General features: G+C 61.5%; 12 protein-coding genes, 1 pseudogene and 1 riboswitch. Of the genes and pseudogenes, 8 read left to right on the top strand and 5 right to left on the bottom strand.

Annotation, left to right across the window (positions count from 1 at the left end; all coding sequences use genetic code 11):
- Positions 1-26 precede the first annotated feature (26 nt).
- Positions 27-614, bottom strand: coding sequence for a LemA family protein (locus tag Thiosp_RS02210; protein WP_201068939.1), 588 nt, complete (start codon positions 612-614; stop codon positions 27-29).
- A 139-nt stretch (positions 615-753) separates the two neighbouring features.
- Positions 754-852: riboswitch (TPP riboswitch) on the top strand.
- 141 nt (positions 853-993) lie between these two features.
- On the opposite strand from Thiosp_RS02210, the gene thiC reads away from it, so the two are divergent.
- The 8 genes and pseudogenes from thiC to radA all read left to right on the top strand — a co-directional run bounded on the left by thiC (position 994) and on the right by radA (position 9,710).
- Positions 994-2,898: a phosphomethylpyrimidine synthase ThiC gene (gene thiC, locus Thiosp_RS02205; RefSeq protein ID WP_242518982.1), complete on the top strand. Its 1,905-nt coding sequence runs from the start codon at positions 994-996 to the stop codon at positions 2,896-2,898.
- A 137-nt stretch (positions 2,899-3,035) separates the two neighbouring features.
- The gene (gene dnaB / locus Thiosp_RS02200; RefSeq protein WP_323696805.1) at positions 3,036-6,035 is read left to right on the top strand and encodes a replicative DNA helicase; all 3,000 of its coding nucleotides are present in this window, start codon (positions 3,036-3,038) and stop codon (positions 6,033-6,035) included.
- A 220-nt stretch (positions 6,036-6,255) separates the two neighbouring features.
- Positions 6,256-6,501, top strand: a complete 246-nt coding sequence (locus Thiosp_RS02195) for a UPF0175 family protein (protein WP_242518983.1) — start codon at positions 6,256-6,258, stop codon at positions 6,499-6,501.
- Positions 6,486-6,986 (top strand): DUF3368 domain-containing protein, encoded by a 501-nt coding sequence (locus Thiosp_RS02190; RefSeq protein ID WP_201068941.1) that lies wholly within the window; start codon positions 6,486-6,488, stop codon positions 6,984-6,986. The genes Thiosp_RS02195 and Thiosp_RS02190 overlap by 16 nt, the downstream gene beginning before the upstream one ends.
- 39 nt (positions 6,987-7,025) lie before the next feature.
- Positions 7,026-7,253, top strand: a pseudogene (locus Thiosp_RS02185) (DnaB-like helicase C-terminal domain-containing protein); the annotation flags it as partial.
- 204 nt (positions 7,254-7,457) lie between these two features.
- Positions 7,458-7,742 (top strand): type II toxin-antitoxin system TacA family antitoxin, encoded by a 285-nt coding sequence (locus Thiosp_RS02180; RefSeq protein WP_201068942.1) that lies wholly within the window; start codon positions 7,458-7,460, stop codon positions 7,740-7,742.
- Positions 7,739-8,257, top strand: coding sequence for a GNAT family N-acetyltransferase (locus tag Thiosp_RS02175; RefSeq protein ID WP_201068943.1), 519 nt, complete (start codon positions 7,739-7,741; stop codon positions 8,255-8,257). Before Thiosp_RS02180 ends, Thiosp_RS02175 begins: the two co-directional genes overlap by 4 nt.
- Before the next feature lie 52 nt (positions 8,258-8,309).
- On the top strand, positions 8,310-9,710 hold the full coding sequence (gene radA / locus Thiosp_RS02170; protein WP_201068944.1) for a DNA repair protein RadA: 1,401 nt from the start codon (positions 8,310-8,312) through the stop codon (positions 9,708-9,710).
- Between the two features lie 18 nt (positions 9,711-9,728).
- On the opposite strand, the gene Thiosp_RS02165 is transcribed toward radA, so the two are convergent.
- The 4 genes from Thiosp_RS02165 to amrB all read right to left on the bottom strand — a co-directional run bounded on the left by Thiosp_RS02165 (position 9,729) and on the right by amrB (position 13,165).
- On the bottom strand, positions 9,729-10,235 hold the full coding sequence (locus Thiosp_RS02165) for a Uma2 family endonuclease (RefSeq protein WP_201068945.1): 507 nt from the start codon (positions 10,233-10,235) through the stop codon (positions 9,729-9,731).
- A 26-nt stretch (positions 10,236-10,261) separates the two neighbouring features.
- Positions 10,262-11,566, bottom strand: coding sequence for an HlyC/CorC family transporter (locus Thiosp_RS02160; protein WP_201068946.1), 1,305 nt, complete (start codon positions 11,564-11,566; stop codon positions 10,262-10,264).
- Between the two features lie 188 nt (positions 11,567-11,754).
- Positions 11,755-12,375 (bottom strand): AmmeMemoRadiSam system protein A, encoded by a 621-nt coding sequence (gene amrA / locus Thiosp_RS02155; RefSeq protein WP_242518984.1) that lies wholly within the window; start codon positions 12,373-12,375, stop codon positions 11,755-11,757.
- Positions 12,362-13,165 carry an AmmeMemoRadiSam system protein B gene (gene amrB / locus Thiosp_RS02150; RefSeq protein WP_201068947.1) on the bottom strand — a complete coding sequence of 268 codons (804 nt, stop codon included), beginning with the start codon at positions 13,163-13,165 and terminating at the stop codon, positions 12,362-12,364. Before amrB ends, amrA begins: the two co-directional genes overlap by 14 nt.
- Positions 13,166-13,387: the final 222 nt, after the last annotated feature.

Genomic DNA, 13,387 nt, shown 5'->3' with positions numbered 1-13,387 from the left:
TGCGGCACGGATGATGACAAACCCGTTCAGAAGCTGATCTTGGGCACCTCGCGCGCGGCGGTGTCTTCCATTTCCCACATCTGCGCCTGCTTGAAGTTGAAATTAGCGGCAAACAGGTTAACCGGGAAGGATTGCAGGCGATTGTTGTAATTCAGCACCGCGTCGTTGAACGCCTGGCGCGAGAAGGAGACCTTGTTCTCGGTGCTTGAGAGCTCCTCCTGCAGCATCAGCATGTTCTGATTGGCCTTCAGGTCCGGATAATTCTCGGCCAGCGCAAACAGCCGCCCAAGCGCCCCGCCGAGAGCCGTCTCAGCACCGGCCAGTGTCGCCATGGCGGCGCCATCGGTCGGGTCGCCCTTCACCTGTATCTGCGCCTGCTGCGCCGCTGCGCGCGCGGAAATCACCTGATTCAGCGTCTCCTGCTCATGCTTCATGTAGCCCTTGACTGACTCGACCAGATTCGGGATCAAATCATGCCGGCGCTGCAGCTGGACGTCGATCTGCGAAAAAGCATTGCCGACATTGTTGCGAGCGGCGATCAACCCGTTGTAGGCCGCCATCCCCCAAAACGCCATCAGCGCCAAAATAACCAGAATGACAATGAGTGCGATCATGAATGAGCCCTCTCCGATTGACTGAACAGGTGGCCATTCTAACCCCGAGGCATTGCGAGCGGGAAAGCTCAAAACCGGCATGGCCATCATCGGGTTTTCCGCGCTTGAAATCCCCCGCGCCTTGGGCTAGCGTGCTGATACATCCTGCTGGGGGTGCCCACGCGAACTGCGGGCTGAGAAACACCCTTAAGCACCTGATCCGGTTCGCACCGGCGGAGGGAAGTGGGGATCATGCGGCCGGCCAATCAGGTGCCCCAACAAGGTATCTTTATAACGCGGCCCGGCTGATACTCTTCTCCCGCCCCACCCGTGCGGCCAAGACCCGACTAACCGCCGCCGGCCCGGATGCGCGCCGTGCGGTTTGATGAGGACAGCCGCGATGAACGCCCCGCCCCGCACTCTTCCCGCCGATTTTGTCGCTACCAGCACGCGCCTGTCCGCCGAGGTGACGCGGCCCTTTCCGGCCTCCCGCCGCGTCTGGGTGCAAGGCTCGCGGCCCGATCTGCGCGTGCCGCTGCGCGAGGTCGTGCAGACACCAACCGAGACCAATCAGGGACCGGAAGACAATCCGCCCATCCCGGTCTATGACACCTCCGGCCCCTACACCGACCCGGACGCGACCATCGACCTGCTGCGCGGCCTGCCCGATGTGCGCGACGCATGGATTGCCGAGCGCGGCGACACCGAGCAGCTTGGGGGACCGAGTTCCACCTTCGGCCAGGGTCGTCTTCAGGACCCGTCGCTCGATCACCTGCGCTTCGAGCATCGCCGCGCGCCGCGCCGCGCCAAACCTGGGCAGAATGTCACCCAGATGCACTACGCGCGCCAGGGGATCATCACGCCAGAGATGGAATATGTCGCCCTGCGCGAAAATCTAAAGCTCGATGAGCTGCGCGCCGACCCGCGTTACGAGAAGCTCCTGCGCCAGCATCGCGGCGAGGCCTTCGGGGCCAATTTGCCCGAGACCATCACGCCGGAGTTCGTGCGCGACGAGGTCGCCCGCGGTCGCGCCATCATCCCGGCCAATATCAACCACCCCGAACTCGAGCCCATGATCATCGGGCGCAACTTCCGGGTGAAGATCAACACCAACATCGGCAACTCTGCCTTGAGCTCCAGCATCGCCGAGGAAGTCGAGAAGATGGTCTGGTCCGCGCGCTGGGGCGGCGACACCCTGATGGACCTGTCGACGGGTAAGAACATCCATGAGACCCGCGAATGGATTCTGCGCAACGCGCCTGTCCCAATTGGCACCGTGCCCATCTACCAGGCGCTCGAGAAGGTCGACGGCCGCCCGGAAGAACTCACCTGGGAGCTGTTCCGCGACACCCTGATCGAACAGGCCGAACAAGGGGTGGACTACTTCACCATCCACGCCGGGGTGCTGCTACGCTACGTCCCGCTCACCGCCGACCGGGTCACTGGCATCGTCTCGCGCGGAGGCTCCATCCTGGCGAAATGGTGCCTGGCGCATCATCAGGAGAACTTTCTTTACACCCATTTTCGCGACATCTGCGACATCATGGCCGCCTATGATGTCGCTTTCAGCTTGGGCGATGGCCTGCGCCCCGGCAGCCTGGCCGACGCCAACGACCGCGCCCAGTTCGCCGAGCTGGAAACCCTGGGCGAGCTGACCAAGATCGCCTGGGAACGCGACGTGCAGGTCATGATCGAGGGCCCCGGCCACGTGCCCCTGCAGATGGTCCAAGAGAATGTCACCAAAGAGCTCGCCGACTGCTACGAGGCGCCATTTTACACGCTCGGCCCCATCATCACCGATATCGCGCCGGCCTATGACCACATTACCTCCGCCATCGGCGCGGCCAACATCGGCTGGTATGGCACCGCCATGCTCTGTTACGTCACCCCCAAGGAGCACCTCGGCCTGCCCGACAAGCAGGACGTGCGCGACGGCATCATCGCCTACCGCATCGCCGCGCATGGCGCGGACCTGGCCAAGGGCCTGCCGGGCGCCCAAGTGCAGGACAACGCCATGAGCAAGGCGCGCTTCGAGTTCCGCTGGGAAGATCAATTTAACCTGGCGCTCGACCCCGAGCGCGCGCATGAGTTTCACGACCAGACCCTGCCGCACGACTCGCACAAGGTCGCGCATTTCTGCTCCATGTGCGGCCCGCAGTTCTGCTCGATGAAAATCACCCAGGACGTGCGCGAGTACGCCAAGGCCCACGCCCTGAGCGACGAAACCCGCGCCCTGGATGCGGGGCTGGAAGAGAAGGCTGCGGAATTTCGGAACACCGGCGGGGAAATCTACAAGCCGGTTTGAGAACGTCAATTTCCGGATTAGACCCTCTTCGGATATTTCCATCGCGAAAAGGTCTTAGGCTTTGGGCTGGGTGCCGGGCGCGGGGGTCTCGGCGGCCCTTGATTGCAATCAGGGATGCCGCCGTGAAGCCTCCATGGATGGATTCACGGCGTCCCCCGCGACCGGTACCCGACCCAAAGCCATGGGCAAGCCCTTACCGCTCAGACATTGCCCCCTCCCAAAACCGCACTGCTCCGCAAACACAAAGGATGACGTCCTTGGACCCAACCACCCCACCAGAACTCGCCGACGCCCGCGTCCCGCCGCACAACATTAACGCCGAGCAATCCTTGCTCGGCGCCCTGATGCTTGAAAACGCCACCTGGGAGCAGATCGCCGACAAAGTCTGCGAAGACGACTTCTACCGCCAGGAACATCGCCTGGTCTTTCGCGGCATCGCCATCCTGGCCGAGGAAAACCAGCCCTTCGATGTCGTCACTCTGGCCGAGGCGCTCGAAAAGCGCTCGCTGCTCGAGGACATCGGCGGCCTGCCCTATCTCGCCGAGATCGACCGCAACACCGCCTCCGCCGCCAATGCCGTGCACTATGCGCGCATCGTGCGTTTCAACTCGGTGCTGCGCCAGCTCGCCCGTGCCGGAGTCGAGATCGCCGACCTCGCCTTCGCCACCGAGGGCCGCAGCGAGTCCGAAATCCTCGACCTGGCCGAGGCCAAGGTATTCCAGATCGCCGAGCAACTCACTCGCGGCGGCGGAGGCTTCCAGCCGATCCGCAACCTGCTGGTCACCGCGATGGACAAGATCGACGAACTCTACCATCGCGAAGAACCCATCACCGGCGTCCCGACCGGCTTTACCGACTTCGACATGAAAACCTCCGGTCTGCAAGCCGGGGATCTCGTGATCGTGGCCGGACGGCCGTCAATGGGCAAATGCCTCGAGGCCAACTCGGAGATCCTGCTGGCAGACGGTCGCGTCGAAACCATTGAAACCCTGTTCCACCGACGCCAGGCCGAACTGCTGACACTCAGCGAACGGCTGCGACTCCAGACTGCGCGGGCGAGCGCATTCGTCGATGACGGCTTCAAGCCCGCCTTCCGTGTGACCACAAGGCTCGGCCGCGTCGTTGAAACAACCACCACGCATCCCTTTCTAACGCTGGATGGCTGGAAGCCGCTTGGCGAGCTCAAGGTCGGCGACACCATTGGCGTCCCACGTCGCCTGCCGGTCTTTGGCACCCAGGCAATGCGCGAGTGCGAGGTCAAACTGCTCGGCTACCTCATTGGCGACGGCTGCTTTAGAAACCGAACGCCCAAACTGATCAACGAAAACGCCTCGATTCAAGCGGACTTTATCTCCGCCGCGCAGGATTTCGGCGGGGTACGCGCATTACTCAAGCAACGCCCCGACCGAACTCCCGAGGTCTGTGTGATCGGCGATCACGCGCGCATCAAGGACCAGCGTCGAGTCTTTGGCCAAGCGCTCGCGGACGCATTGGTCGCGGCTGGATCGTCCCAGCGCGCCTTCGCCCTTGCCACAGGCGCATGCCCGGCCAGCGTATGCAACTGGATTCAAGGTCGCAGCATGCCCGGTGTGGCGCTTTTCGACCGCATTACAGACTTTTTCGCCGACATTCGCGTTACCTGGGATCCCAATCCACGGTTGGATGGCGCGAAAAATGGTCCCAATGCCTTGACTCGCTGGCTCATCGAGCTTGGACTTTGGGAACGCGACGCGCACGGCAAATTCGTTCCCACGCCCGTCTTTCAACTGCCGAAGGATCAACTGGCTTTGTTTCTGAACCGGCTCTTCGCCACCGATGGCTGGGCGACGCGCTTGAGCAGCGGACAATGTCAGCTTGGCTACGCCTCGGTCAGTGAGCGCCTGGCCCGACAGATTCAGCATCTGCTGCTGCGCTTCGGCATCATCGCCAAGCTGCGTCACCGCCGCATTCGCCGCGAACAGGGCCACTCCCATGCCTGGCAATTGGATATCACCGATGGCGACTCGATTCGGACCTTTGCCACCGAGATCGGCATCTTTTCGAAAGAGCCCGCCCTCGAACGCGTGCTCGAGGCGCTCGCGCAAAAGCGCCAGCAGACCAACACCGATCTGATTCCAGTTGGCGTCTGGGAGCGGCTGCGAGCACTGAAGGGTAAGGAGTCTTGGGCGCATCTCGCAGCGCGGGCGGGATTGATCGGCACCAGCAACATTCATGTGGGCAAGCGCGCCCTGCCCCGCAAGCGGCTCGCAAAGCTAGCCTGCGCCTTGGGGGATCAGTCACTAGCTGATCTTGCTAGCAGCGATCTGTTCTGGGACCCTATCGTCGCCATTGAGCCCCTTGGGTTACGTCAAGTCTACGATCTCACCATCCCCGATACCCACAATTTCATCGCTAACGACATCTGCGTACACAACACCAGCTTCGCAATGAATATGGCTGAAAACGTTGCGATTAAGACCGGCAAAGGCGTTGCTATCTTTAGCATGGAAATGCCCGGCGACTCCCTTGCCATGCGCATGATGTCCTCGCTCGGGCAGATCGATCAGCACCGAGTGCGCACCGGCAAGCTCGGCGATGAGGACTGGCCGCGCCTGACCTCGGCGGTCAGCATGCTGTCACAAGTGTCCATGCACATCGACGACACCGGCGGCCTGTCGCCGACCGAGGTGCGCGCGCGGGTGCGGCGCCTGCAACGGGAGCTGAAGCGCGAAGAGAAAGAACTGGGCATGATCGTGCTCGATTACCTGCAACTAATGCAGGCACCCATGGCCGGCGAGAACCGCGCGACCGAGATCTCGCTGATCTCCCGCTCACTCAAGTCGCTGGCTAAAGAACTCAGCGTGCCTGTTGTTGCCCTGTCGCAGCTCAACCGCAGCCTGGAAAGCCGACCGAACAAGCGTCCGGTCATGTCGGACCTGAGAGAATCCGGCGCCATTGAGCAGGACGCAGACCTGATCGCCTTTATTTATCGCGACGAGGTCTACAACGAAGACAGCTCCGACAAGGGCATTGCCGAGATTATCATCGCCAAGCAGCGTAACGGCCCCATCGGCACCGTGAAGCTCGCCTTTCAGGGGCAGTACACGCGCTTTGATAACCTGGCCCACGACTACTACAGCGAGGGCGGTGGGTTTTGAACGTTACCACCTAGCCAAACGGCTTGGATGTCCGGCTTATTTCGGGCCAGACTAAAGTCGCGAGGGACGCCGCCAAGCCTTCGTGATCGTCACGCACAAGCGGGACCCAAGCTTGAGCGAACTGTTGAACGCTGTTTTTTTGCACTCTGCCTAACAACCAGGCTGAAAGTTGACCCATCTCAGCGCTGCAAGAGAGGTTTAGGACACGATGCCCCAGATCATGGTTGATTTTGATTCAGGCGCTCTATCCGCACTCCGACAGGGCCCTAATGAATTCGCGCAAGAGGTCAAGAGCGCAGCGGTGGTTCAGTGGTATGCGGAAGGGCGTATCTCGCAAAGCAAGGCGGCTGAAATTCTCGGGCTAAGCCGCACTGATCTGCTTGGCGAACTGTATCGACGCCGGGTGCCTGCCGTGCAAGCAGACATTGAAGAATTGCGCGAGGAACTGGCGTGCCTGACAAGCTGATCGTCAACGCCTCTCCACTGATCTTTTTACATCGGGTAAATGGGTGGTCTTGGCTTTTCGAATTCAGCACAACGGATGTCGCGGTTCCAGATGCGGTTGTGCGAGAGATTCGCGCCGGTTGGGATGGACCAGAGATCACGGGTGCCTTTAAGAGCCAGCGCAGGCTGGTTCTTGCCGAAGACATCGCGATTCCCCCAATTGTCGCGGCATGGGACCTCGGAGCAGGCGAAACCCAGGTTGTGAGTCATTGTCTTCGTCGGCCCACGGCGGTTGCCGTGTTGGATGACGCCGCAGCGCGCCGCTGTGCGCAGAGCCTGGATATTCCAGTCGTCGGAACATTAGGAATCCTTCTTGCGGCTCGACGCATGGGACAGATTCCGGCAGCCAAGCCTGTTATCGAACGACTGATTGACGAGGGGTTGTATCTCAGCCCCACATTGGTGGCGCAGGCGCTGCAAGAGGTTGGCGAAGCGCCACCGAACTGAGCCGACCGCTTTATTCTGCCGACTGCCAGAATCGCGAATCGACCGGTAATGTCGGCCCGCACCATCGAGCAGGACGCAGACCTGATCGCCTTTATCTATCGCGACGAGGTCTACAACGAAGACAGCTCCGACAAAGGCATTGCCGAGATCATCATCGCCAAACAGCGTAACGGCCCCATCGGCACCGTGAAGCTCGCCTTTCAGGGTCAGTTCACGCGCTTTGATAACCTGGCCCACGACTACTACAGCGAGGGCGGTGGGTTTTGATCTGAAGCGCCTGTCGACCGGATTAGCGACGGGCCTCAACATCAAGTATGTGCGGCCTGCCCATGATGTCGGTTGGCAGGATACGCAATTGGCTTCCGGGGCCATGCCAATATCCTGCCTGAAGACAAAAGGGCTTTCGACTTGTCCTGTACGCACGTTCGGCGCACAATTCCGAAAGTCTTCCTCTTTCGCCCGGAACCTGCAATGAGCCTGATCGCAACCAAAAATAGCCGTCTCCATATCCGTTGCGACGAGCGTACCCGGCAGTTGCTGGACAAAGCAGCTGCCTACAGCCGCTCCAATCTGTCAGCATTCGTTCTGACCGAAGCCGTCGCCGCTGCGGAACGCATTCTGAGCGAACAGGAGTCGATCACGCTTCAAAACGACGATTTTCAGGCATTTCTTGCCGCGCTCGACACGCCGGCTGTACCCAATGCCGCGCTGGTTCGTGCCTTCGAACGTCATTCGGAACAGGTTATTGCTTCTTGAGCTTCGTTATCCAGGCGCTTGATGGCACCATCGATACCGACCTCTTTCACTGTGGCGAGCCACAACTCGATCTCTACCTGCAGCGCTATGCATCCCAGGATGTGAGACGGGGAATTGCTCGGGTATTCGTCGCCGCCACTCCAAATGAGACGCAGCGTCCCGCCGGCTTCTTCTCGTTGAGCGCGGGAAGCCTTCGTGCTGAAAGTTTGCCGCCAGAGATGGCGCGCAAGCTGCCCCGCTATCCGGTGCCTATTGCGTTACTCGGACGCTTGGCCGTCGACCAGAGCTTTCAGGGCCGTGGATTGGGTTCGATCTTGCTTTCCGATGCCTGCCGCAAGGTTATACAGGCGAGCCAGGCACTGGCCGTTGCCGCCATTGTGGTGGATGCCAAGGATGCATCGGCAGCGGCCTTCTACCGACACTTTGGCTTTATCCCATTGCCGGGCTGCCCGGATCGCCTGCTGTTACCCGCAAAGGTCTTGCAGCAGTTGGCACCCTCCTGCGAACTGCCTTGAACCCCAATCCGCTGTCAAACGTCCCTTCCCGATTAACACTTCAAACTCCGCCATGTCCACCCTTGCCAATCCCAAGAAGCCCAAGACCCTGTTTGTCTGCGCCGCCTGCGGGGCGGAGCTGCCGAAATGGGCGGGGCAGTGCCCGGATTGCGGTGCCTGGAATCAGGTCGAGGAGCATCGCCCGGCGCCCGTTCCTGTCGGGCGCGGTTATGCCGGTGCCGCCACGGCTGGGTTGGTGCATGATCTGGCGGACTTGGCTCCAGAGGTGGAGACTCGCGCGCCTTGCGGCATTAGTGAGCTCGACCGGGTGCTTGGCGGCGGACTGGTCGCGGGTTCCGTGGTGCTGCTCGGCGGTGATCCGGGCATTGGAAAGTCCACGCTGCTGTTGCAGGCCTGCGCTGCCATTGGTGCGGGCTGGGCGGAAACAAAGGCGCCCGGGCGCCGCCATCCGGTGCTCTATGTGACCGGTGAGGAATCGCCCGAGCAGGTCAGCCTGCGCGCGCTGCGGCTCTCGCTGCCGCGGGATGCCATCCGGCTGCTGGCCGAGACCTCGGTCGAGCGCATCCTGGCCACCGTCGAGCAGGAGCGCCCGGCGGTGCTGGTGATCGATTCCATCCAGACCTTGTTCAGCGAGACCACCAACTCGGCGCCCGGCTCGGTCTCCCAGGTGCGCGACAGCGCGGCGCAATTGGTGCGCTTTGCCAAACAATCCGGCACCACGGTGTTTCTGGTCGGCCATGTCACCAAGGAAGGCGCGCTAGCCGGACCGCGGGTGCTAGAGCACATGGTCGACACGGTGCTGTATTTCGAGGGTGGACCGAGTGGCACCCATCGGCTGGTGCGGGCGGTCAAGAATCGCTTCGGTGCCGTCAATGAGCTGGGCGTTTTTGCCATGACCGACCGTGGCCTACGTCAGGTCAAGAATCCGTCAGCCATTTTTCTCTCTCGCCAGGCGGAGCCAGTGCCAGGTTCGGTGGTGCTGGTCACGCGCGAGGGCACCCGCCCGCTGCTGGTGGAGGTGCAGGCGCTGGTTGACGAAAGCCCGCTGGCCAATCCGCGACGGGTCACCCTGGGGCTGGATCAGAACCGCCTGGCCATGCTGCTGGCGGTGGTCCATCGCCATGGCGGGGTGCCCATGTTCAATCAGGATGTCTTTGCCAATGTGGTCGGCGGCGTGCGCGTAACCGAGACAGCCGCCGATCTGGCGCTGGTGCTGGCGGTGCTCTCAAGCTATCGCGACCGCGCTTTGCCGCTGGAGCTAGCCGTCTTTGGCGAAATTGGCCTGGCCGGGGAGATTCGCCCAGTTCCCAATGGCTTAGAGAGACTGCGCGAGGCGGCCAAGCATGGCATGCGTCAGGCCATTATCCCCAAGGCCAATGCGCCCAAGGGTGGACTCGAAGGACTGGAAATTCGCGCCGTGACCACCCTGCGCGAGGCGCTGGATGGAGTCTGAGATGCACCGCAGAAAAGGCTAAAGGCTTAACCGACAGCCGCAAAAAAGGTCGATCTCGAGCGGCGCAATCTGGACATTTACGCCCTGTTGGCGCGAATGCAACACCAGCAGAGTCTCTGGGTCAAACACCACCACATCCTTGACCCCCTGCGACAGATAGAAGGGTGGACCAATGTCAAGATCCTTGGCCTCATAGCCCTTGCTGACAACTTCAATCACGGCTTCCGGAATCATAGTCAGAACCGAGTCCTGCTGCTCCTCCGGCGGCTCCTGGCAGAAGGTGGAAATATCCGGCCGCTTCAGGCCAGTCGGAAACTGGATATAGACATCCTTGGCTGAGATACAGTCGCAAATGCCACCACCCACCGGCCCCTGATCTGACGACGTGCGCAGTGACCGTGCGATTCGATCAACATGCTTTTGGTGCCGATAAACCGGCTGCGCCTCCCAGATTGGCAAGCCGTTGACGATCTCAAGGCGAATGCCAAGTGCATCGGCGCGCAGCAGAGTCTCTGCCAATGTCATAGACGATAGCTCGTGAGGCTTCTTTTTCAACCAAAACTGGCTGGCTCTGCTATCACAGCCGCATCGGACTCCAGTTGCTCCTGCGCAATGGTTTTCACCGTCTTCACCGCCGTGTCGTCGGCCTGTAGGATCTCCAGTGGATAGCCGCTCAGTTTCAGACTGGTGCCGGGCTCGGGGATGGTTTCCATGTAGTCCAGAATCAACCCGTTCAGCGTCTTGGGGCCATCGGTCGGCAGCTCCCAACGCAACGCGCGGTTGAGCTCGCGCACATTGATGCTGCCATCAAGCAACAGGCTGCCGTCCTCATTGCGGTGGATGTCGGGGAAGGAGTCCGATGGATCTGTGGTGATCTCGCCGACGATTTCTTCGACCAGATCGGCCAGGGTGATCATGCCCTGAAAATCGCCATACTCATCGACAATCAAGGCCATACGCTCCTTGGCGCGCTGGAAGTTGATGAGTTGCTGATAGAGCCGGGTGCCCTCGGGAACAAAATAGGGCTCGCGCGCCAGCCCGCAGAGCGCGTCCTTCAGCTCATCACCTTCAGGCAGGCCGCCGAGCGCACTGCGGGCGTGAAAGATGCCAACCACATTATCGATGCTGCCGTCGAATAGCGGCAGCCGCGCATAGCTCGAACGCTTGATGGTGTTCAGGATGTCTTCTTCATCATCCTGCAAGTCGATGCCTTCCACCTCATGGCGCGGCACCATGATGTCTTCCACCGTCGCCTGCTCCAGGTTCAGAATCGCGAGCAGCATGTCGCGGCTGCGCTCGGGGATCATGGCACCGGCCTCGGTGACGACGGTGCGCAGTTCTTCCCGGCTCAGCGCCTGGCCGTTTTGGTCATCCATGCGCACGCCGAGCAGCTTCAGCTGGCTGTTGGCGATTAAATTGACCAGCCAGACGATGGGATAGAGCAGCCGCAGCAGGGGCACATAGACAAAGGCCGCCGGATAAGCGACTCGCTCCGGGTGCAGGGCGGCCAGCGTCTTGGGGCTCACCTCGGAGAACACCAGAACCACCAGCGTCAGGAGGCCTGCAGCGATCGCAATCGCTCCCTCCCCGCCCAGGCGCAGGGCAATCACCGTCGCGAGCGAGGATGCCAGAATGTTGACAAAATTATTGCCCAGCAGGATCAGGCCAATCAGCCGATCTGGCCGCTCAAGCAGGCGCTGGGCAAGCTGGGCTCCGCGGTGCCCCTGGTCAGCCTGATGCCGCAACCGATAGCGGTTCAGGGTCATCAGCGCCGTCTCTGAACCGGAAAAAAAGCCTGACAAAATGAGCAGGCCGATCAGCGCCAGAAAGAGTCCGGCTAATGGAGGATCATTCACTGTGGTTGGGGCTGGGTTGCCTGTTTATGCCGAAACCCTATGAGATTTCGGCTCGTTCTGGGGCAGGTGACAGCCACGGGGGACGCTATGAATACATCCCTGTAGGCTTCCCGGCGGCATCCTTGCCGCCGAGACCCCCGTGGCCGTCACCCGCCCCAAAACCAAAAACCATTTGCGATTGGTGTAAGTCACTCGCCAAAGTATTCCGTGCGATAGCGCCAGGCTTGCAGATTTTCCGGCCATTGATTCTCAGCCAAGCCGGCCTTGCGTTTGAGATGCCGCAGAAAATCCGCCGGACGTGGGAGCTGCTCCCACACCGAGGGCAGAAAGGTACCACGGCACGCCCCGGCTTCGAGAATCAGGCCATCAACGCCAGGGCTCAGGGCCGCCAGCAAGTCGCTCTCGCTCGCGCAGGCAATGGGCTCGCGCGGACCGATGACTGAGATACTAATGTGCAACGCCGCCAGCTCATGCTGCCCGAGCGGCGCAAAGCGCGGATCGCGAAAGGCAGCGGCATAAGCATTCTCGCTGACATCGGCCGCCAGACTGCGGCCACCGTGCGGCTCCAGACTGCCAATGCAGCCACGCAACTGCCCGTGCAGCTCAAGGGTGACAAAGGCCGCACCCGGTGACCGAAGCGCCGGGCTCTCACTTGCCGAATCGACGCTCGCGGCGCGCCCATGCAAAAGTCCATGCGCAATGGATGCACGCGCGACAGCGAGCAGACGGAGATGATCCGCGTCGCCGAGCAGGCGACCCGCCTCCTCGGCTTGCGCGACCACGCGGTCTTGGGTGTCAGCGGAAGGCATAGGCACCATAGCCCACCACGCGGTCGCGCGGACCGGCGGTCTCACTGGAGTTGCGCAAATCGAGCTGTTCGGCCTTGAGCCCGCGCGCCTTGGCAAGCTGCAGCAACCCAGCCATCGGATAGCGCCCGCAGGCCTGATCCGAGCCGATCGCCTCAGGCTGCAGGCGCAAAATGGCGGCAGCCGTGCGGGCATCCAGCGCCCGCGCGCTTTGGTCATCGAGAAAATGACTGAGATCGGAGCTGATTAGAATCAGAGTCTCATCACCACCCCAGAGCGATTCCAGCACCTCCGCCACCTCGGCGGCACTGGCGGTGCCGACCAGGAGTGGAATTAGCTCAAAGTCACTCAGCAACTGCTGCAAAAAGGGCAACTGCACCTCAAGACAGTGCTCGCCGTCGAAAGCGGCATCGAGCGCCTGCAACTGCGCGAAGCGCAGCAACTCATCGCAGGCCGCGCGCGCGATGGGCACCACCCCGAGCGGTGTCTCGTAGCCATCGGCCGCACAGAGCGCAAGCCCATGGAAGGGCAGCCGATGCGAAGGCCCAAGCAGGACCACGCGGCGGATGTCCGCAGCCTGATGCGCGATGCTGGCATAAGCACTGGCCGCGATGGGGCCGGAGTAGATCAAGCCCGCATGCGGCACAATCAGTGCCTTGATGCGGCCATCGGCCCGTTCGGGACCCTCGGCTTGGGCGCGCTGGCGATAGCAGGCGTCGATGTCCGCGCGCAACTGTGCCGGATTCGCTGGATAAAAGCTGCCGGCAACATTTGCCTGGCGTAAGCTAGTCATGCCTCATCTTCCCAATGTAGAGGCGAATTGATTCGCCGAGTCAGGACGTGCGTTCCGGCAAAGATTTCCCGAAAAATACCGCCCCCGCGCCCCGACGATGATCGAGTGACGAAGATCGGCTGCGGCCTGAATAGCCGCACCAATCTGCGCCAGAGACATCTAACAGTTTAGACGATGGTTCTGGATAACTGAAAGGGATCACCGCGAACAAAGAAGCCGTGT

Source organism: Thiorhodovibrio litoralis, from assembly GCF_033954455.1.
GTDB classification, from domain to species: domain Bacteria; phylum Pseudomonadota; class Gammaproteobacteria; order Chromatiales; family Chromatiaceae; genus Thiorhodovibrio; species Thiorhodovibrio litoralis.
Note: the sequence above shows the minus strand (reverse complement) of the source record. Positions and strands in the feature narration are given on the sequence as shown.